The organism is Aeromonas sp. INTO2 (genome assembly GCF_049860605.1).
Classification (GTDB): domain Bacteria; phylum Pseudomonadota; class Gammaproteobacteria; order Enterobacterales; family Aeromonadaceae; genus Aeromonas; species Aeromonas caviae.
The window spans coordinates 4,428,758-4,448,319 of the sequence record NZ_CP187588.1 but is presented as its reverse complement, the minus strand read 5'-3'; the positions used below and the strand labels follow the sequence as shown (position 1 = coordinate 4,448,319).

Genomic DNA, 19,562 nt, shown 5'->3' with positions numbered 1-19,562 from the left:
ATGAGTGGGCGCAGGCCCTTAAATCAGCGTTTTTTGGTCACCGGCAGATTGTCTGCACGCCATTGGGCCATGCCACCGCTGAGCACATACACCTGCTTGAAACCGGCCTTGCTCAGTTGGCGACCCGCGCCACCAGCGGTCATCCCCGACTCGCACACCACTATGATGGGGGCATCCTTGTGCTTTTCAACCGGGCCCAGATTATTCGCCTGGATCTGGGCGAGCGGCAGGTGATGGGCCCCGGCCAAATGGCCCTTGGCAAATTCATCCTGACTGCGAATGTCCACGACGGTGGCATTTTCACGGTTGATAAGCAGGGTAGCGGCGTGGTTGTTGACCGCCTTCACCGGAGAAAAACGAGCACGCACAGTGGTATACACCAGAGTGCCTGCCAGGCCCAACCAGGCTGCGGTCAGCAGCGGATTGCGGGCCGCGAAATCCAAATACTCTTGCATCTTCTACTATCCAGGGACCAAGACAAGGGCCCGAGTATACATGGGGCCCTGCATAAGATCAGCCATCTTGGCGGCAAAGCGAGAGCAAGCTCCCATCAGGGATGGCTGCCGATTCTTCCTCCTCCAACCGAGCCGAACGAGAGGATGTGCCATGCCGAAAAGAGGGGGGAAACAGAGGAAACCCCGCCGCGGCAGACAAGCCGGCAACATGCCTAAAACAGCGGGATAACAGTTAAAAAGCGAGGCTGGAGAGGGACTTGGCTATCAGGTGACTATTTCGGCAGATGTAGTAATATTACGCTAGTTTCACTTCCCGCAATTCATTCCTATCCGAGAGGACATAGCCTTATGTCAACAGCTAAGAAACCGCTGGTTCTGGTCATCATGGACGGTTGGGGCTACAGCACCAAGCAAGAGTACAACGCCGTTGCTGCTGCCAAGACCCCCAATCTGGATCGCCTGGCCCGTGACTACACCAGCACCCTGATCTCCGGCTCCGGCCTGGACGTGGGTCTGCCGGACGGCCAGATGGGCAACTCCGAAGTGGGCCACACCAACATCGGTGCCGGTCGCGTCGTCTATCAGGAGCTGACCCGCATATCCAAGGACATCCAGGACGGCGACTTCTTCCAGAACGTCGAGCTGGCCAAGGCTGTCGACGCTGCCGTGACCAAGGGCAAGGCCGTGCACATCATGGGTCTGATGTCCCCGGGTGGCGTACACAGCCACGAAGAGCACATCATGGGCATGATCGAGATGGCCGCCAAGCGTGGCGCCGAGCAGATCTACTTCCACGCCTTCCTGGATGGCCGCGACGTCCCGCCGCGCAGTGCCCAGTCCTCCATCGAGCTGTTCGACGCCCTGTTTGCCCGACTGGGCAAGGGCCGTTTCGCCTCCATGATCGGTCGTTACTACGCCATGGACCGCGACAACCGCTGGGATCGCGTGCAGCAGGCCTATGACCTGATGACCCAGGGCAAGGGCGAATTCACCGCCGACAACGCCACCGACGCGCTGGCCGCCGCCTATGCCCGCGACGAGAACGACGAGTTCGTCAAGGCCACCCGCATCGGCGACGCTGTACCGATGATCGACGGCGATGCGCTGATCTTCATGAACTTCCGTGCCGACCGCGCCCGCGAAATCACCCGCGCCTTCGTCGATACCGACTTCACCGGCTTCGCCCGCACCGCCACCCCGGCCCTGCACTTCGTGATGCTGACCGAATACGCGGCCGACATCAAAACCGCCTGCGCCTATCCGCCCACCGCCCTGGTCAACACCCTGGGTGAGTGGCTGGCCAAGCAGGGCAAGACCCAGCTGCGCATCTCCGAGACCGAGAAGTACGCCCACGTCACCTTCTTCTTCAACGGTGGCGAAGAGGCCTGCTTCAGCGGCGAAGATCGCGAAATCGTGGCGAGCCCGAAAGTGGCTACCTATGACCTGCAGCCGGAGATGAGCTCCGAAGAGCTGACCGACAAGCTGGTTGCGGCCATCAAGAGCGGCAAGTACGACGTCATCATCTGCAACTACCCGAACGGCGACATGGTCGGCCACACCGGCGTGTTCGATGCGGCCGTCAAAGCCTGTGAAGCGGTCGACCACTGCATCGGTCGCGTCACCGACGCCCTGGCGGAAGTGGGCGGCGAGTGCCTCATCACCGCCGACCATGGCAACGCCGAGAAGATGATGGACGAAGAGACTGGTCAGGCCCACACCGCCCACACCAATCTGCCGGTTCCCCTCATCTACTTCGGTCGTAAAGCCGAGGTCGCCGAAGGTGGCAAACTGTCCGATCTGGCCCCCACCATGCTGACCCTGATGGGTCTGCCGGTGCCGCCGGAAATGACTGGCAAGCCCCTGATGATTCTGAAATAATCCTGCCCCATGCGGGGATGCGAAATTATTTCACAGAAAACCAGTCGCGTCGGCCTGTTGGCCGGCGCGCTGTTTTTTTGCCTGATCGGCGGTACCGGCACAGCCCAGGCTGCGAACCAGCAGTTGGGGGCCATGCAGTCCCAGATCAAGGAACAGCAACAGACCCTCAAGCTCAGCAAGCAGGAGCTTGCCAAGCTCAACACCCAGCTCAAGGCTGACGAGCAGGCCATTTCGGCTGCCGCCGCCAAACTCGAGCAGACCAGACAGCAACTCCGGCAGAACCAGCAGAAGCTGGCGTCCCTGCAGCAGGACAAGCTGGCACTGGAGCAACAAGCAAAACATCAGAAACAGTTGCTGGCCAAGCAGGCGGAAAGCGCCTTCCAGGCGGGCAACCACGATTACCTCAAACTGCTGCTCAACCAGCAGGATCCGGCCAAGCTGAGCCGCGCCCTCGACTACTTCGACTACCTCAACAAGGCCCGCATCGAGGCCATTGAAGCCCTGCGCGCCACCCGTGACAAGCTGGCCAAGAACCAGCAGGCCACCAGGGAGACCGAGAACCGCCTCCAGACCCTGCTCGGCGAGCAGCAGGAGCATCACCAGAGCCTGCTGGCCAGCCAGCAGAGCCGTGCCAAGGTGCGCAACCAGTTGCAGCAATCGGTGCAGGCCGACGAGCAGAAGCTAGACAAGCTGGTCAAGGCGGAGAAGGCGCTCAAGGCGCGGCTGGAAGAGCTGCGTCGTCAGCAGGAAGAAAAGGAACGCCGCGAACGGGCCGAGCGGGAGCGCCTTGCCAAGATCAAGGCCGAGCAGGAGCGCCAGCGCCGTCTGGAGGCCCAGCGCCTGGCAGCCGAACAGAAACGCATTGAGGAGCAGCAGCGGATCGCGGCCCAGCAGCGCCAGGTCGGCGAACAGCAGCGGCTGGCGGCCCAGCAGCAACGCGTCGCCGAACAGCAGGCCAAGGTGGCGCAGCAGCAAGCGGCCGCCCGCAACAGCGCCAAGGCGAGCAGCAACGGCTACGGCGGTCTGAGCACGGGTGGCAACCTGCGCTGGCCGGTGCAGGGCCCCATCCTCATCTCCTACGGCTCGCCGCGTACCGCCGAGCTGAAGTGGAAGGGCACCCTGATCGGCGCCAGCGAAGGGACCCAGGTCAAGGCGGTGGCACCGGGCCAGGTGGTCTACGCCGACTGGCTCGACGGCTTCGGCATGCTGCTGGTCATCGACCACGGCAAGGGCTACATGAGCCTCTACGGCCACAACCAGTCGCTGCTGCGACAGGTGGGACAAAAGGTGGAGCAAGGGGAACCCGTGGCCCTGGTCGGCGACAGCGGCGGACAGGAGCGCTCCGGCCTCTACTTCGAGATCCGCTATCAGGGCGAGGCCATCAACCCGACCAAGTGGCTGGCCAGACGCTAAGCCCGCCTTGTCGGTGCCCGAGTGGAGTCCGCTACCTCATCTCCAGCCCTTCTCCCGCGAGAGGGGCAGGGAGCAAAAGACAGCAACACCGCGTCGTTTACCACTTCACCTGACAAAAAGTCTGCATCGCGCAGGCTTTTTGCTTGGCAGGGGAGGCACCACACCGCCCGCCCCGATGATGAAAACTTACCTCTTTTCCACCCCGCTCAGGGGAAGACCACCAGCCCGATCTGCTCCAGCAGCCCCTGCTGCTGATCTTCATTGATCTGCACCCCGGCGAGGTCGACCCGGCGCAGATCCAGGCCGGGCAGATCGCACTGGCGCAGGTCGCAGCCTTGCAGGTTGAAGCTGGTCCAGTCGATTTGCCCGAACTCGGAGCCGCTGAGATCCGAGCCTGCCAGGGAGGCGCCCAGCAGGTTGGCCCCCTGCCAGCGGTTGCCGGCAAGCTCACACCGCTCCAGCAGGCAGCTTTCGAAGTTGGCGTAGCTGAAGTTGTTGCCGGTGAGGTGGGCCTCGCAGAAATAGCTTTTGGCGGTGATCCGGTTGGCGAAGCTGGCATGGGCGAAGTTGATCCCCATGGCCTGGCAGTCGCGCATCTCCAGCCCAAGACACTGGCTGCTGCCGAAGTCCGCCAGGGTGAGATCGCAGCGCAGGAAGCTCGCCTCCCTCAGATCGCAGCCCTGAAACAGGCATCCCAGTTCCCGTTCCCTGTCATAGAAGCTGCAGTCGACGAAGCAGCACTCCCCGAGATCGAGCCAGGAGAAGTGACAGCCGATGAAGCGGCACCCCTGGAACTGCTCCCCCTCCGCCTCCTGCTGCTCGAAGTGGATCCCCTCGAAACACCTACCCTCGATCATCTCCTGCCCCCTGTTGATGGCGTCATATGCTGACATTGCCGTGCAAAAACGGTAATGTTACGTGTAACATTTTTTGCCGGATCCCCAGATGAACGACACCCGCAAGCGCCGCCCTACCCTGCAGGACATTGCCGACCTGACCGGTGTCACCAAGATGACCGTCAGCCGCTACCTGCGCGACCCGTCCGCCGTGGCCGAAGGGACCCGCGAGCGCATCGCCGCCGCGGTGGAGGAGCTCGGCTACATCCCGAACCGGGCGCCGGACATGCTGTCGAACGCCACCAGCAAGGCGATCGGCATCCTGATCCCCTCCCTCTCCAACCAGGTCTTCTCGGCGGTGATCCACGGCATCGAGGCGGTGACCCGGCCCGCCGGCTACCAGACCCTGCTCGCCCACTACGGCTACAGCCCGGAGCGGGAGGAGGAGCAGGTCGCCTCGCTCCTCTCCTACAACGTGGACGGGCTCATCCTCTCGGACACCCAGCACACCGAGCGCACCCGCAAGATGATCGCCACCGCCGGCATCCCGGTGGTGGAGACCATGGATCTGCCCCTCTCCCCCATCGACATGGTGGTGGGCATGGATCATCGGGCCGCCGCCCGGGCCATGGTAACAGAGATGCTGCGCCGGGGACGGCGCAAGGTGATCTACCTCGGCGCCCGGCTCGACGTGCGCACCCAGCTGCGAATGGAAGGCTACTACCAGGCGATGGCCGATTTCGGTCTGACCGGCCAGCACCTGCTGACGGAGCAATCCTCCAGCTTCACCCTGGGGGGAGAGCTGCTGGCCCAGGCCATGGCGCGCTTCCCCGATCTCGACGGCCTGTTCTGCACCAACGACGACCTGGCGGTGGGGGCCCTGCTGCAATGCCAGGCCAGGTGGATCCAGGTGCCCCAGCAGGTGGCCATCGCCGGCAGCAACGCCCTCGACATCGGCCACGCCATGACCCCCAAGCTCGCCAGTATCGTCACCCCCCGCGAGACCATAGGTCGCGAAGCCGCCATCATGCTGCTGGCCCGCCTCGGCGGCCAGCCGCTGGCGACCAGGTGCAAGGACATCGGCTTCTCCCTCTATGAGGGGGAAAGCCTCGGCTGATCCCCGGCCATCATGGCGCGTTCGACCGCCATGATGGCGCCTTCTCCCCTCTCCCCTCGCCTCCCCTGGCCTATGCTGGCTCCTCCATCCACCCTGTCAGGAGCAGACCATGCACCACACCGAACGATTGAAAGCCTGCCTGCAGCGCGTCATCTGCGATCCCGCCTTCCCCCTGGCGGAGCTCGACGCCTGGTTCACCCCCGACTACTGCCAGGAGGTGAACGGCGAGCGGCTCGACTACCCGGCGTTTCACCAGCACATCGCCACACTGCGCCGCCATCTGGCCGGGGCGAGCATCGAGTTTGTCGCCACCCTGGCGCAGGGGGAGCGGGTGCACTCGACCCATGTGGTGCGGGCCACCCGCCAGGACGGCGGCACCCTGGTCTGCAAGGTGAGCGGCCTCTTCACCTTTCGCGGCGATCGGATCTGCCACACCGACGAGGTGACCTGTCTGCTGGCAGGCAGCAAGGAGGATGCGGATATCGGCTCGCGGCGCTGACTGCCGGCAACCCGCAGACACCGCCATGGCGGGCAGGAAGGCAGATAATGCGCCCTCAGGCCGCCGGTTCGCGCCGGGCAAGGCGCTGGAGGGCGCGGGACAAGGCGCCGGGATCCTCGTAGCCGAGCCGATCGGCGATCTGGGCCAGCGTGAGCCCCCGGTGCTGCAACTGGCGCGCCCGCCCCAGCACCACCTGCTCCCGCCACTGGCGAAAGCTGCACCCCAGCTGCTGGAGGAAGAGCCGGTTGAGGGTACGCACCGAGGCGCCGCAATCTGCCGCCAGCGCCGTCAGCGTCAGATGGATGGCGGGTGCCTGGCACACCCTGTCCAGCACCCGCAGCAGGCGCGGGTCCAGCGCCCCGGCGAGGGGAATGCGCGCCGCGAGCGGGTCGGCGCGCTCCAGCTCCTGGCCAAGCACCGTCAGATAGGCCCCTTTCACCTCCTCCTCGGCCAGCTCGGACAGGCGGGCGAAGAGGCCCGCCAGCAGCGGGCTGGCCTGCAAGGGGCCGAAGGCGGTACGGGCCGGCGTCGGCACATAGAGGAGGGAGAGTCGGGAGCGGCGCAGCACGCGAAACTCGTGCTCCCACCCCGCCGGAATAAAGCAGATCTGGCCCGCCACCAGCAGTTCTCCCTCCCCTCGCCCCGTGATGATGCCGCCCCCGTCGTGCAGATAGCAGTATTGGGCATGGGGGTGGCAGTGCAGCGCGGTGAAGTGCCCTTGCGGGTAGGATGGATGCAGACAGGACATGAAGGCTCCAGGGGAGAGGGGCGGCCCCCGACCTTAAGCCAGGGCGAGGCCGGAAGCAAACGGCCCACCCCCTCCGGGGGCGGAAAAACAGCAGGCCACCCGGGGGTGGCCTGTTTAATTTTTCTAAACGATATTTGCTTAGCGTTTAACCAATTCAACCGCTTCCCGGGAGAGGCGGGTCACCTCCTCCCAGTTGCCGCTCTTGACGGCGTCTGCCGGCAGCATCCAGGAGCCGCCGACGGTGGCCACACATTTCAGCGCCAGGTAGTCGGCCACGTTTTTCGGGCCGATGCCGCCGGTGGGGCAGAATTTCACCTGGGGCAGGGGCGCCGCGATGGCGGAGAGTGCCTTGGTGCCGCCGTTCGCCTCGGCCGGGAAGAATTTGAGGTGGTCGTAGCCCGCTTCCAGCGCCTGCATCACCTCGGACGGGGTGGCCACCCCCGGGATCAGCGGCGCCGTGCTCTTGGCCGCGTGGGCCAGCAGGGCCGGGGTCATGCCCGGGGAGATGACGAAGCGGGCACCGGCAGCGACGGCGGCATCAAACTGCGCGCAGTTGAGCACGGTACCGGCACCGACCATGGCATCCGGCATCGCCTTGGCGATGAGGGCGATGGCGTCCAGCGCCACCGGGGTGCGCAGGGTGATCTCGAACACCGAGATGCCGCCATCCAGCAGGGCCTTGGCCATCGGCAGGGCCTGCTCCAGGTCGTTGATGACCATCACGGGTACCAGGGGGGAGGCGGCAAACACCTCGGCAGGGGTCACTTTCCAGTTCTGCATAGCTCTTCCTTAGTCAAAGATGGTGGCGCCGCACTCGGCGCTCGATACCGCGCGACGCATCACGCTGAACAGTTCACGGCCCCACCCCTCTTGTTCCAGGGTGAGGTCGATCTCGGCCTGGGTACGGCCGCTCAAATCGGTCAGGCAGTCGAGGCGGCCAGACTCGGCATCCACCCGCAGCAGGTCGCCATCGGCGAGCAGGCCGATGGCCCCGCCGTGCAGGGCTTCCGGGGTGACGTGGATGGCGGCCGGGATCTTGCCGGAGGCGCCGGAGAGGCGGCCGTCGGTGACCAGGGCCACCTTGTGACCCGCCTTCTGCAGGTTGCCAAGCACCGGCATCAGCTTGTGCAGCTCCGGCATGCCGTTGGCGGCCGGGCCGTTGTGGCGCACCACGATGACGGCGTCCTGGTTCAACTCACCAGCCTTGTAGGCCGCCTCCACCGCATGCTGGGAGGAGAAGACCCGGGCCGGGGCCTCGATGACCCGATACTCGGGCGCGACGGCCGAAACCTTGACCACGGCGCGGCCCAGGTTGCCCGCCAGCAGCTTGGTGCCGCCGGTGGCCTGGAACTCGCTGCCAGAGGGGGAGAGCACGCTCGGATCCGCGCTCTCGCCCACCGGTTGCCACACCAGCTTGCCATCCACCAGTGCCGGACGGCTGAGGTAGTCCTGCATCTCGCCGAAGACCGGGGTTGCATCCATGTGGATCAGCCCCTCTTCGGCCAGACGACGCATCAGGCCGGGCACGCCCCCCGCCTGTTCGAAGGCGTTGACGTCCGCCGGGCCGTTCGGGTACATGCGCACCAGGAGCGGCACCACGTCGGAGAGATCGCTCAGGTCGTCCCAGGTCAGCTCCAGCCCGGCGGCGCGGGCCAGCGCCACCATGTGAATGCTGTGGTTGGTGCTGCCGCCGGAGGCGAGCAGGGCCACCAGGCCGTTGACCAGGGCGCGCTCGTCGATCACCGCACTCAGGGGGCGATAGGCCGGGGAGCCCGGGATCATGGCGCTGATGCGGCGGGCCGCTTCCTCGGTGAGGGCGTGGCGCAGCTCGCTGTGCGGATGTACGAAGGCGGAGCCCGGCAGCATCAGGCCCATGGCTTCGAACACCAGCTGGTTGGTGTTGGCGGTGCCGTAGAAGGTGCAGGTGCCCGCCGCGTGGTAGGCGCCGCACTCCATCTTGAGCAGGGCGTCGCGGCCCACTTCACCGGCAGCGTACTGCTGGCGCACCTTCACCTTCTCGTCGTTGCTGATGCCGCTCGCCATGGGGCCGGCAGGCACGAAGGCGGTGGGCAGGTGGGCGTGGGAAAGCGCCCCCATGATCTGGCCCGGGGCAATCTTGTCGCAGATACCGAGCAGCAGGGTGGCGTCGAAGGTGTTGTGGGAGAGGGAGACCGCGGTGGCCTGGGCGATGAGATCCCGGGAGAAGAGGGACATGTCCATCCCCGGCTGACCCTGGGTCACGCCGTCGCACATGGCGGGTACGCCGCCGGCAACCTGGGCACTGTGGCCGAGCTCCGCCAGGGCGCCCTTGATGATGTCCGGGTAGCCATGATAGGGCTGATGGGCACTCAGCATGTCGTTGTAGGCGGTGACGATGGCCACGTTGGCGCGGGTCATGTCGAGGATCCGCCCCTTCTCGTCACAGCTCGAGGCGGCCACGGCGTGGGCCAGGTTGCCGCAGGAGAGGGAGGCGCGGGTCTTGCCCTGATCGGCCTGGCGCTGGATGCGGGCCAGGAAGCGGGCACGGCGGGCGGTGCTGCGCTCGCGGATGCGGTTGGTCACCTGGGTGATCACGGGATGGGTCATAGCTTTCTCTCCAACTCTATATACGGGCGCGGTCGGCCTCAGCCGGGCGCGCGACATGGCTCATTGCGCCTGCGTCAGCGCGGTGACGGCACGGTCGACCACCTGTTCGAAGGTCCCGTCGATATCGATGCGAAACACGCCGGGCTCGCCATCCGGTCGCTCCAGGGTATCAAACTGGCTTTGTACCATGGCTTCGCGCATGAAATGGCCCTGCCGTGCCCGCATCCGTTCGAGAATGAGGGACTGGCTGCCATCCAGAAACAGGAAACTCACCGAGTCGTTGCCCTCGCGGATCTGGTCGCGGTACTGCTTCTTGAGGGCCGAGCAGACGATGACACCGAGCTCGTTCTTGCGCTCCAGGCTGTAGGCCGCATCGCGGATCCGCTCCAGCCAGGGGGCTCTGTCTTCATCGTTGAGCGGGTTGCCCGCCGCCATCTTCTGGATGTTCGCGCGAGGGTGCAGATCATCGCCGTCGATGAACTTGGCCCCCAGGGCATTGGCCACCTTGAGGCCGATGCTGGACTTGCCGCTGCCACACACACCCATCACGATAATGCACTTGCCCGCCATTATTTGACCTCTCTCTCACTTTTCAAAAAACGTTCGCCTGATGGGTTCTAAGCTACCACGTTACCGGTAACATGTTACCGGTAACGTTTCGCAATGTGAAGTGCAGCACAGAAATGTGCAGAACAACAACTAGAACCATTTGAGGACAATTTTATGGACGGAGCAATGAACACACCCGATGTCGCCTATCTGCTCTCGGTAGCGGGCGGAGCCATTGTCATGTTGCTGGTGCTGATCATGCGATTCAAGGTACATGCCTTCGTGGCATTGACCCTGGTCAGCATGCTGACGGCCCTGGCCACCGGGGTCACCTATGACCAGGTGATCCCCACCATGCTGACCGGTTTCGGCGGCACCCTGGCCTCGGTCGCGCTGCTGGTCGGCCTCGGCGCCATGATAGGCCGGATCCTGGAGATGACGGGGGGCGCCAAGGTACTGGCCGATACCCTGATCAACCGCTTCGGCTCCCACCGCGCCCCCTTCGCGCTGGGTGTGGCCTCCCTGCTGTTCGGCTTCCCGATCTTCTTCGACGCCGGTCTCATCGTCATGCTGCCCATCATCTTCAGCGTGGCGAAGCAGTTCGGCGGCTCCGTCCTCAAGTATGCCCTGCCCTCCGCCGGTGCCTTTGCGGTGATGCACGCCTTCCTGCCGCCCCACCCGGGCCCGGTGGCCGCCAGCGAGCTGCTGGGTGCCAACATCGGTCTGCTCACCATCGTGGGCCTGCTGGTCGCGCTGCCCACCTGGTATCTGGGTGCTTACCTGTTCGGGCTCTGGTCCGGCAAGAAGTTTGAGCTGCCCCTGCCCCCGAGCTTCACTGCCAGTGCCGAGCAGCTCTCCGACAAGGCGCCGAGCTTCGGCCAGGTGATCTCCATCCTGCTGCTGCCGCTGGTGCTCATCTTCATGGATACCGGCCTCAATACCCTGAGCGTCATGGGCGTCATCGACAAGGGTGCGGACTGGGTCAACGTGCTGCGCATGGTCGGCAAGACCCCGGTCGCCCTGCTCATCACTGTGCTGTACGCCCTCTGGATGTTCCGCCAGAGCCAGGGCAAGGTGCAGCTCGAGAAGTTCTGCAACGACGCCCTGGCCCCGGTCTGCGCCGTCATCCTGGTCACCGGTGCCGGCGGCATGTTCGGCGGCGTATTGCGGGCGAGCGGCATCGGCACCGCGCTGGCCGACGTCCTCTCCGATACCGGCATGCCGGTGATCCTGGCAGCCTTCCTGGTGTCCGCCGCGCTGCGGGTCGCCCAGGGTTCCGCCACCGTGGCCCTGACCACTACCGCCGCCCTGATGGCGCCGACCGTGGCCGCCACCACCGGCCTGAGCGAGCTGGACCTGACCTTCATCGTCATCGCCATCGCCGGGGGCGCGACCGTACTCTCCCACTTCAACGACTCCGGTTTCTGGCTGGTCAGCCGCTTCCTGAACATGGACGAGAAGACCACCCTCAAGACCTGGACCGTGATGGAGACCCTGCTCGGCACCATCGCCTTCCTCATCGTGGCCACGGCCAGCGCCATCCTCTGACGGAAACACATCGGGGCCGCATCCGTCGGCCCCGATGTGACTCTGCACCGACTTTTTACGGATTCTTGCTTGGGCCCATCGCCACAGATTGCTAGAATTGCCTATTCTTCGCCCCGAGTGGAACGCTTCATCCCGTGATTTCAGGCTTCTCTATGCATTCATCGGCACATTATCGACAGTTGCTGACCCGCTTACCCCAGATCGCGGTCGCCGCGGATCAGTTTCAGGTGCTCAGCAGCGCCAAGGACTTCAAGAGCCGGATCCTGTCGCTCATCGCCCATGCGACCCAGCGCATCTACCTGATCGCGCTCTATCTGCAGGATGACGAGGCGGGACGGGAGATCCTCTTCGCCCTCTATGCCGCCAAGCAGCGCAACCCCGCCCTCGACATCAAGGTATTCGTCGACTTCCACCGCGCCCAGCGCGGCCTGATCGGCAAGGGCAAGCAGGGGGGCAACCACCTGATGTACCAGGCCATGGCCGCCCGCCACGAACACCAGATCGAGATCTACGGCGTGCCGGTCAAGGGCCGCGAGCTGCTCGGGGTGCTGCACCTCAAGGGCTTCATCTTCGACGACACCCTGCTCTACTCCGGCGCCAGCCTCAACGACATCTACCTGCACCAGCAGGAGCGCTACCGCTTCGATCGCTATCACCAGATCCACAGCCCGGCGCTGACCCGCAGCATGGTCAACTACGTGGATGACGTCTTCCTCGGCAGCGAGGCCGTCCAACGGCTGGATCGCACCGGCATCCCTGGCGCCAAGCAGCTCAAAGGGCAGATCCGCCGCTTCAAGCAGCGCCTGCGCCTCTGCCAGTACCGCTTCGAGAGCATCCAGCCCAACGATCGGGAGATCGCCGTGACCCCCATGGTGGGCCTGGGCAAGCGGGGCAACCAGCTCAACCGGATGATCCGCAACCTGGTGCGGGCCACCGAGCGGGAGATCTTCATCTGCACCCCCTACTTCAACCCCCCCAAGGAGTTGAACAAGGACGTGGAGGCACTGCTCAAACGCGGCTGCAAGGTGACCATCGTCGTGGGCGACAAGACCGCCAACGACTTCTTCATCCCCCCGGAGGAGAAGTTCTCCACCATCGGCGGTCTGCCCTATCTCTACGAGACCAACCTGCGCAAGTTTGCCGAGCGCAACCAGCACCACATCGACAACGGCCGGCTCAACCTCATGCTCTGGTGCTGCGAGAAGAACTCCTATCACCTCAAGGGGATCTTCGTGGATGAGGAGTGGGCCCTGCTCACCGGCAACAACCTCAATCCCCGAGCCTGGGCGCTGGATCTGGAGAACGGCCTGCTGGTACACGACCAGCACCATCACCTGCGCGAGCAGTTCAGTGCGGAGCGGGAGAACATCCTGACCCACACCCGCCGCATCAGTCACTTCGACCAGATAGAGCAGATCAAGGATTACCCGGATCAGGTGCGCAAGCTGCTGGCCCGGATCCACAGGGTCAAGGCTCACCTCCTGCTCAAGCGCATCATCTGACCGCCAGGGCGCCCCGTCAGTGAAAAGGCCTGCCGTTTCCGGCAGGCCTTTTTCATGGATGACCCTCCCCCCGCTCCCTTGCCCACCAGCCCGGAACGGCACAACGCGGCTTGCATCGAGGCCGCAACAACCCCTATCATCTGGACATATTTACAGTGTTTTCGGGCATCTAATTGATGAAATTGGATAAAATCTCCCTCGACAGCCTCAAGGGTGTCGGCAGCAAGATGCTGGAGAAACTCGAGCGGCTGGGGCTGGCCACGGTACAGGACCTGCTGTTCCACCTCCCCCTGCGCTACGAGGACCGCACCCAGGTGTGGCCCATCGGCGATCTGCCGCCCGGCCTGCACGGTGCCGTCGAAGGCGAGATCCAGGACACCCAGCTGGTGATGGGGCGCCGCCGCATGCTGGTATGCCGTATCAGCGACGGCACCGGCAGCCTGACCCTGCGCTTCTTCAATTTCACCGCTGCCCAGAAAAACAGCCTGGCCCAGGGCCGCCTTATCCGCTGCTTCGGCGAGACCCGTCCCGGCAAGTACGGCCTGGAGATGGCCCACCCCGAGTACAAGCTGCTCGGCGAGGAGCAGGCCGGCCAGACCGAAGAGGCCCTCACCCCCGTCTACCCCACCACAGAGGGGCTGCGCCAGCTCACCCTGCGCAGCCTCACGGATCAGGCCCTGGCCCAGCTCGACCTCTACGGGGTCGAGGAGCTGCTGCCTGCCGGCCTCTATCCCCAGCAGATCGATCTGGCCGCCGCCCTGAAGCTGCTGCACCGCCCGCCTCCCTCGGTGGCGCTGGCCCTGCTCGAGAGCGGCCAGCACCCGGCACAGCAGCGGCTCGTACTGGAAGAGCTGCTGGCCCACAACCTCTCGGTCTTGAAGGTACGCGCCCAGGCTCAGAACCAGCTCGCCCGCGCCCTCAAACCCGCACCCGAGCTGGTCCGGCAGCTGCTCGGCGCCCTGCCGTTCACCCCCACCGGCGCCCAGAGCCGGGTGGTGGCGGAGATCGGCCGGGATCTGCAGCAGAGCCACCCCATGATGCGGCTGGTGCAGGGGGACGTGGGCTCAGGTAAAACGCTGGTCGCGGCGCTGGCCGCCCTGCAGGCCATCGGCAACGGCTGCCAGGTGGGGCTGATGGCCCCGACCGAGCTGCTGGCCGAACAGCACGCCATCAACTTCGCCAGGTGGCTGGATCCGCTCGGCATCAAGGTGGGCTGGCTGGCGGGCAAGCAGAAGGGCAAGGCGCGGGAAGAGGCGCTGGCCGCCATCGCGGACGGCAGCGTCAAGATGGTGGTGGGCACCCATGCCATCTTCCAGGAGCAGGTGGTATTCCAGCGCCTCGCCCTGGTCATCATCGATGAACAGCACAGGTTCGGCGTGCATCAGCGTCTCGCCCTGCGAGAAAAAGGAGAGCGGGAAGGGGTGCATCCCCACCAGCTCATCATGACCGCCACCCCCATCCCCCGTACCCTGGCGATGACCGCCTATGCCGACCTCGATACCTCCATCATCGACGAGCTGCCGCCGGGCCGCACTCCCATTACCACGGTCGCCCTGCCGGACAGTCGCCGCCAGGATGTGATCGAGCGGGTGAGGCTCGCCTGCGAGGAGGGCAAGCAGGCCTACTGGGTCTGCACCCTGATCGAGGAGTCGGAGGTGCTGGAGTGCCAGGCCGCCGAAGACACTGCCGCCGAGCTGCAAACCCTGCTGCCCGGCCTGCACATCGGCCTGGTACACGGCCGGATGCGCCCCGTCGAGAAACAGCGGGTGATGGAGGAGTTCAAGGCGGGCATACTGCAACTGCTGGTCGCCACCACCGTCATCGAGGTGGGGGTGGATGTGCCCAATGCCAGCCTGATGATCATCGAAAACCCGGAGCGGCTGGGGCTGGCCCAGTTGCACCAGCTGCGCGGCCGGGTCGGGCGGGGGTCGGTGGCCTCTCACTGCGTGCTGCTCTATCATGCCCCCTTGTCCAAGACCGCCCAGAGCCGCCTCGGGGTACTGCGGGAGACCAATGACGGCTTTCTCATCGCCCAGCGAGATCTGGAACTGCGTGGCCCAGGCGAGCTGCTCGGTACCCGCCAGACTGGTTTGGCCGATCTCAAGATCGCCGATCTGGTGCGCGACCAGCCGCTCATCCCTCAGGTGCAGAAGATGGCGCGCTTCCTGATGGACAAACACCCGGCTCATGTCGAGCCCCTGATCCGCCGCTGGCTGGGCCTGCGAGACCACTACTCCAATGCTTGACCAAGGCAGATGCAGAAGAGGGTCACCTTGCCTGATGGATAAACACCCGAGCCATGTCGAGCCCCTGATCCGCCGCTGGCTGGGCCTGCGGGACCACTACTCCAATGCTTGACCAAGGCAGATGCAGAAGAGGGTCACCTTGCCTGATGAATAAACACCCGAGCCATGTCGAACCCTTGATACGATGCAGGCTCGGTCTACGGGATCACTACTCGAATGCCTGACCAAGCAACAGAAACAGGAGGAAAGCACTGATGAATTCCTGGCTGCGCGGCCTGCTCTACACCTTTGCCTTCCTGCTGCTCTTTGTCTGGGTCGGTCTCGGCCTGTTCGATGCCGAGCGCGCCAAAGGCCCCATCGCCAACTGGCTCAGCCAGCAGACCGGGGTGCCCGTCACCATAGGCCGGCTGGTGTTCAATCCGCTGCACCCCTACACCCTGCTGGCGGAACAGGTGCGCTATGGGGATGCGGTACAGCTGGAAAAACTCTATCTGGAGATCGAGCACATCGACTGGTTTAACCGGGATGTGCGCATCGCCCACCTGGACCTCATCCGTCCCGTCATCAAGCTGCCGCTCCCCAACCAGCTGCCAAGCCTGCCGGTTCACTCCCTCACCATCAGCGACAGCACCATCGACAACCTGAGCCTGCAGAGCGAGGCCCTGACCCTGCGCGGCCTCAGTGCGTCCTTGAGTGACTGGGAACTGATCGACCCGAGACGCCAGCCCCAGGCCAACCTCACCCTGGGCATCAACCAGCTGGAGACCCCCATGTTCACCCTGGCCCGTCTCAGCCTAAAGGGGCGGCTGGAGGGGCAGGTGCTCAGTACCGACAGACTGACCACCAACCTGTTCGACGGCCTGCTCGAGACCGGCATGGTGCTGAACTGGCCAGAGCGCAGCCTGCAACTGCACGATCTCAAGGCCCGCGCCATGCGACTCGAGCTTGGTGACATTCCCCCTGGCGAGTTCCCCCTGCGCCGCATCACCCTGGACAGGGGTCAGCTTGCCCAGGTGAGCATCAATGCCATCGATCAGGAGCTCTCCCTCAACAACTTCAACGGCCAGCTCACCGCCTTCGACTGGCAGGCGGGCAGCCAGCCCAGCGGCTATCTGGCGGGCACCCTGGGCGACATGGGCCGCGGCCTGTTCCAGCTTGAGGCCATCGAGGGCAAGCTCGCCTTCTCCCCCCGGCAGCTGGATGCCGAGCTGCGGGGCAAGGCATACGAAGGGGAGTTCAACGTCGAGCTGGCCCTCGACACCCAGCAGCAGAAGCTCATCCTGAAGGATCTGGCCCTGAGCGGCATGGACATCAGCTTGCCCCAGGGGTGGTGGCAGGATTGGCAGGGCTGGCGCCCGCAACAGATCGACATCCGCAAACTGGCCTTCGACAAGCTCAAGGTGCTCTCTTTCGACGACACCCTGCCCCTCTCCCTGACCGGCTGGCAACTCTACCTGAACGATCTCGCCCTGCGGGGCAACCAGCCAGGCACCTTGCTGGGGCGTGCCCGCATCGAGAGCAAGTGGTTCGAGCTGGTGTGGGACGGTCTCAGTGCTCGCAACGGCACCCTGGATGGCGAGCTGACCCCCAGCTCCTGGCAGCTCAACACCCTCGCCACCTCCCTGCCCGACGAGGGCTCCCTCAACCTGAGCGGCCAGTGGGGCAGGACGCCCGGGCAGGAGAGCCGCCTGCAGTTGCAGGGCAAGCAGCTGGATCTGGAGCAGTGGGGCAAGTTACTGCACTCCCCCGTCTCCTTCGCGGGCAAGGTGGATCTGGCGGCAGATCTGCAGGCCGACCTCAACGGGCAGCCCGGCGAGCAGACGGCCAACTGGCGCCGGACCCTTCAGGGCAGCCTGAGCCTGGAGAGCAAGGATCCCTTCTGGGACAAGGTCGGCATCGACCCCCTGCTGGATGACTGGTTCAGGGAGCAGACCCCCCCCGATCTGACACCGCAGACGCTGTGGCAGGCGATGCAACGCGGAGACACCCCCTTCTATCAGATCAGGCTGGATGCCAGGGCGGAGCAGGGCAAGGTGCGGATCGAGCAAGGCGGTGCCTCCACCATCACCCACCTGCTGGCACTGCAAGGGGGTGTCGACCTGGCCGCAGACCAGTGGCAGCTCGACCTCGGGGTCCTGAACAAGGGACGCTGCGCCGAGCTGCTCGCCCGCTGGCGCGGCCCCCTCAATGCGCCCGACCTGGGCTGGAGTTTCCCCACGGGACAGGACGCCTGTGGCTGGGAGGCGGGTGTGCGCTACCCCGCCCAGGGACGAAGCGGCCCGCTCTGGCGCCCACGGCCACCCGCCGCCCAATAACGAACAAGGCCTCGCGAAGAGGCCTTGTTGCTGTGAACATCAGGGATCAGCGTGCGCCGCGCTTGATGGGCAGCACCACGTACTGACCGACAAACTCCACCGCCAGCTTGCGGCCACTGAACAACTGCACCCGCAGGCTGAACTTGGCGGATTCTCCGCCCCTCAGCGGCTCGAGCACGGCGGGCATGCCCTCCCGGGCCACCCGCGCCTCCGGCTCTTCGCTCACCGGCCGGTAATACTTGATGTTGCCCTCGGCCAGCACGGTATCCCCTCCCAGCCCTGCCTCCTTGAGCTGCAACCAGATGAGACCCCAGCCCGCCAGCACGCACTGGCTGTAGATGCTGCCGGCGAACATGGTGTCGTGGACGTTGAGATTGGCCGCCAGGTTGGCCTTGAGGTGGAAGGTCTGGCCATCGTAGTGGGTGATGTGCACCCCCATCTTCTCGCTGATGGGAATACCCCGCGACCAGCGGGTGGTGAGATCCTGGCACCACTCCGGACGGTACTGGATGGTCTGCATGGGACTCAGGGACTTGATCATCTGGCGGTGAGGGATGCGGCCGAAGGAGACGGGGCCTTCCCCTACCTCGAGGAAGCCGCAGCGGCGATAGAACTCCACTGCCTCCTGGCGGGCGTTCATCACCAGCCGTTTCACCTTCTCGTCGCGGGCAAGCTGCTCGAGATCTTCCACCATGCGGGCGCCCAGCCCCTGGCCGCGAAATTCGGGTCGCAGCGCCATAAAGCGGATTTGGGCTTCATCGCCGCCCACAAAGAGGCGACCCACGGCGATGGGCGTTCCGTCGGGTGAGAGCATCAGCCGGTGAATGGCGACGGTATCGTACTCGTCACGCTCGGAGCCAAGGGGCAGATTGAAGGGTTTGCGCAGCAGTTCCCAGCGCAACTGATAGTAAGCATCCAGCTCCGCTGGTGTTTCTGGGGTGACTACCCGGTACATAAAGCGATCCTTGAGTGTGCGCCGACTGGCAGATGGAAGGACTGACGCAACCATTTCTCCCGGCGCAGCCTGTAGTAGGTATCCAGCTCGGCTGCCGTTTGGGGGGTGACCACCCGGTACATAACAACATCCTTGAGTTACACTGGTCGAAAGCCATCTTGCCGTGCAAATTCATGGACTTCAATCTGCAAGCGTACCAAGCCGATCACTTATTGCACCTCAGCGCCAAACCCGAACGCCGCGTTTCGGTGCTTGAAAATGCCCGTCATCGCTGGCTGGAAATGGACGGCGTGGTGCAATCCGCCATGAGCCTCCACCAGCCGGCCCGCCTCTGTCTGCCTCATCAACGGAGCATCGCGGAGCAGTTGCCAAAGCGGGCAAGCCGGATCCTGGAGCTGGGGCTGGGCGGAGGGGATCTCACCCGTCACCTGGCGGCACGCTGGCCCGATGCCCACCACGACTGCGTGGATCTGGATGCCGAGATCCTCACCCTGTTCCAGCAGTTCTTCCTCCCCTCGTCAGGGGGCTCGCCTCGGCTGCATCACGCCGATGCGCTGCACTTCCTGCACCAGAGCCAGGAGCTCTACGATCTGGTGCTGCTGGATTTGTTCAGCCAGGACGGCAACCCCCTGCTGCTGTTCCAGGCCCCGCTCTATCAGGCGCTGGCCAGCCGCCTGAGCGGAACCCTCATCATCAATCTGCTGCCCCGCACCCGGCTCGAACAGGCACAGGCTCTGCGACTGGCAGAGGAGTGGATAGGCCCGACCCACGTCCACGACGTGTCCGGCTACCGCAACGTCATCCTGCACGCGACCCGTCAGCATGGCCAGGGCGGGCGAGCACCGGCAGGGTGAAGAACCTGCGAAGTGTGCAGGCATCGCGTCCTGCCGTCCGCTGAGTCCTGCCCTGCCTGCC

General features: G+C 64.8%; 16 protein-coding genes. 9 read left to right on the top strand and 7 right to left on the bottom strand.

Annotated elements, in window-relative coordinates; genetic code table 11:
- Positions 1–23: 23 nt before the first annotated feature.
- A complete protein-coding gene (locus ACPW74_RS21040; protein ID WP_010672546.1) occupies positions 24–455 on the bottom strand; it encodes a rhodanese-like domain-containing protein in 432 nt (143 codons plus the stop codon).
- A gap of 348 nt (positions 456–803) precedes the next feature.
- Here ACPW74_RS21040 and gpmM point away from each other — a divergent pair, with 348 nt between their 5' ends.
- Entirely contained in the window at positions 804–2,333 is a 1,530-nt protein-coding gene (gene gpmM / locus ACPW74_RS21035; RefSeq protein ID WP_039039496.1) for a 2,3-bisphosphoglycerate-independent phosphoglycerate mutase, read from the top strand.
- Between the two features lie 9 nt (positions 2,334–2,342).
- Positions 2,343–3,746, top strand: coding sequence for a peptidoglycan DD-metalloendopeptidase family protein (locus ACPW74_RS21030; RefSeq protein WP_039039497.1), 1,404 nt, complete (start codon positions 2,343–2,345; stop codon positions 3,744–3,746).
- Positions 3,747–3,952: 206 nt separating this feature from the next.
- On the opposite strand, the gene ACPW74_RS21025 is transcribed toward ACPW74_RS21030, so the two are convergent.
- Positions 3,953–4,603 carry a Qnr family pentapeptide repeat protein gene (locus tag ACPW74_RS21025; RefSeq protein ID WP_279980956.1) on the bottom strand — a complete coding sequence of 217 codons (651 nt, stop codon included), beginning with the start codon at positions 4,601–4,603 and terminating at the stop codon, positions 3,953–3,955.
- A gap of 88 nt (positions 4,604–4,691) precedes the next feature.
- On the opposite strand from ACPW74_RS21025, the gene ACPW74_RS21020 reads away from it, so the two are divergent.
- The gene (locus ACPW74_RS21020; protein WP_279980955.1) at positions 4,692–5,699 is read left to right on the top strand and encodes a substrate-binding domain-containing protein; all 1,008 of its coding nucleotides are present in this window, start codon (positions 4,692–4,694) and stop codon (positions 5,697–5,699) included.
- Between the two features lie 109 nt (positions 5,700–5,808).
- Positions 5,809–6,198 carry a nuclear transport factor 2 family protein gene (locus ACPW74_RS21015; protein ID WP_041214080.1) on the top strand — a complete coding sequence of 130 codons (390 nt, stop codon included), beginning with the start codon at positions 5,809–5,811 and terminating at the stop codon, positions 6,196–6,198.
- A 55-nt stretch (positions 6,199–6,253) separates the two neighbouring features.
- On the opposite strand, the gene ACPW74_RS21010 is transcribed toward ACPW74_RS21015, so the two are convergent.
- From ACPW74_RS21010 to ACPW74_RS20995, 4 genes are all read right to left on the bottom strand, one after another.
- Positions 6,254–6,946 (bottom strand): helix-turn-helix domain-containing protein, encoded by a 693-nt coding sequence (locus tag ACPW74_RS21010; protein ID WP_104452033.1) that lies wholly within the window; start codon positions 6,944–6,946, stop codon positions 6,254–6,256.
- Between the two features lie 138 nt (positions 6,947–7,084).
- The gene (locus ACPW74_RS21005) at positions 7,085–7,726 is read right to left on the bottom strand and encodes a bifunctional 4-hydroxy-2-oxoglutarate aldolase/2-dehydro-3-deoxy-phosphogluconate aldolase (RefSeq protein WP_039039502.1); all 642 of its coding nucleotides are present in this window, start codon (positions 7,724–7,726) and stop codon (positions 7,085–7,087) included.
- A 9-nt stretch (positions 7,727–7,735) separates the two neighbouring features.
- Entirely contained in the window at positions 7,736–9,532 is a 1,797-nt protein-coding gene (gene edd, locus ACPW74_RS21000) for a phosphogluconate dehydratase (protein ID WP_425858462.1), read from the bottom strand.
- 60 nt (positions 9,533–9,592) lie between these two features.
- Positions 9,593–10,102, bottom strand: a complete 510-nt coding sequence (locus ACPW74_RS20995) for a gluconokinase (protein ID WP_039039504.1) — start codon at positions 10,100–10,102, stop codon at positions 9,593–9,595.
- A gap of 165 nt (positions 10,103–10,267) precedes the next feature.
- Between ACPW74_RS20995 and ACPW74_RS20990 the strand changes: the two genes are divergently transcribed.
- From ACPW74_RS20990 to ACPW74_RS20975, 4 genes are all read left to right on the top strand, one after another.
- The gene (locus ACPW74_RS20990; protein ID WP_223918078.1) at positions 10,268–11,629 is read left to right on the top strand and encodes a GntP family permease; all 1,362 of its coding nucleotides are present in this window, start codon (positions 10,268–10,270) and stop codon (positions 11,627–11,629) included.
- Between the two features lie 152 nt (positions 11,630–11,781).
- On the top strand, positions 11,782–13,131 hold the full coding sequence (pssA, locus tag ACPW74_RS20985; RefSeq protein ID WP_279980954.1) for a CDP-diacylglycerol--serine O-phosphatidyltransferase: 1,350 nt from the start codon (positions 11,782–11,784) through the stop codon (positions 13,129–13,131).
- 176 nt (positions 13,132–13,307) lie between these two features.
- Positions 13,308–15,377 carry an ATP-dependent DNA helicase RecG gene (gene recG / locus ACPW74_RS20980; RefSeq protein WP_279980953.1) on the top strand — a complete coding sequence of 690 codons (2,070 nt, stop codon included), beginning with the start codon at positions 13,308–13,310 and terminating at the stop codon, positions 15,375–15,377.
- Between the two features lie 254 nt (positions 15,378–15,631).
- Positions 15,632–17,692 (top strand): AsmA-like C-terminal region-containing protein, encoded by a 2,061-nt coding sequence (locus ACPW74_RS20975; RefSeq protein WP_425858461.1) that lies wholly within the window; start codon positions 15,632–15,634, stop codon positions 17,690–17,692.
- 46 nt (positions 17,693–17,738) lie between these two features.
- Here ACPW74_RS20975 and ACPW74_RS20970 read toward each other — a convergent pair whose 3' ends face one another.
- Complete coding sequence (locus ACPW74_RS20970) at positions 17,739–18,647, bottom strand: bifunctional GNAT family N-acetyltransferase/hotdog fold thioesterase (protein ID WP_010672532.1); 909 nt, start codon at positions 18,645–18,647, stop codon at positions 17,739–17,741.
- Between the two features lie 173 nt (positions 18,648–18,820).
- On the opposite strand from ACPW74_RS20970, the gene ACPW74_RS20965 reads away from it, so the two are divergent.
- The gene (locus tag ACPW74_RS20965; RefSeq protein ID WP_223931886.1) at positions 18,821–19,501 is read left to right on the top strand and encodes a spermidine synthase; all 681 of its coding nucleotides are present in this window, start codon (positions 18,821–18,823) and stop codon (positions 19,499–19,501) included.
- The last annotated feature ends 61 nt before the right edge of the window (positions 19,502–19,562 follow it).

Coding starts and splice junctions, on each gene's coding strand:
- ACPW74_RS20970 (WP_010672532.1), bottom strand. CDS start 18,647: ATGTACCGGGTAGTCACCCCAGAAACACCAGCGGAGCTGGATGCTTAC.
- ACPW74_RS21020 (WP_279980955.1), top strand. CDS start 4,692: ATGAACGACACCCGCAAGCGCCGCCCTACCCTGCAGGACATTGCCGAC.
- ACPW74_RS21005 (WP_039039502.1), bottom strand. CDS start 7,726: ATGCAGAACTGGAAAGTGACCCCTGCCGAGGTGTTTGCCGCCTCCCCC.
- recG (WP_279980953.1), top strand. CDS start 13,308: ATGAAATTGGATAAAATCTCCCTCGACAGCCTCAAGGGTGTCGGCAGC.
- ACPW74_RS21040 (WP_010672546.1), bottom strand. CDS start 455: ATGCAAGAGTATTTGGATTTCGCGGCCCGCAATCCGCTGCTGACCGCA.
- ACPW74_RS20995 (WP_039039504.1), bottom strand. CDS start 10,102: ATGGCGGGCAAGTGCATTATCGTGATGGGTGTGTGTGGCAGCGGCAAG.
- edd (WP_425858462.1), bottom strand. CDS start 9,532: ATGACCCATCCCGTGATCACCCAGGTGACCAACCGCATCCGCGAGCGC.
- ACPW74_RS21030 (WP_039039497.1), top strand. CDS start 2,343: ATGCGGGGATGCGAAATTATTTCACAGAAAACCAGTCGCGTCGGCCTG.
- ACPW74_RS21010 (WP_104452033.1), bottom strand. CDS start 6,946: ATGTCCTGTCTGCATCCATCCTACCCGCAAGGGCACTTCACCGCGCTG.
- ACPW74_RS21015 (WP_041214080.1), top strand. CDS start 5,809: ATGCACCACACCGAACGATTGAAAGCCTGCCTGCAGCGCGTCATCTGC.
- gpmM (WP_039039496.1), top strand. CDS start 804: ATGTCAACAGCTAAGAAACCGCTGGTTCTGGTCATCATGGACGGTTGG.
- ACPW74_RS21025 (WP_279980956.1), bottom strand. CDS start 4,603: ATGATCGAGGGTAGGTGTTTCGAGGGGATCCACTTCGAGCAGCAGGAG.
- pssA (WP_279980954.1), top strand. CDS start 11,782: ATGCATTCATCGGCACATTATCGACAGTTGCTGACCCGCTTACCCCAG.
- ACPW74_RS20990 (WP_223918078.1), top strand. CDS start 10,268: ATGAACACACCCGATGTCGCCTATCTGCTCTCGGTAGCGGGCGGAGCC.
- ACPW74_RS20965 (WP_223931886.1), top strand. CDS start 18,821: ATGGACTTCAATCTGCAAGCGTACCAAGCCGATCACTTATTGCACCTC.
- ACPW74_RS20975 (WP_425858461.1), top strand. CDS start 15,632: ATGAATTCCTGGCTGCGCGGCCTGCTCTACACCTTTGCCTTCCTGCTG.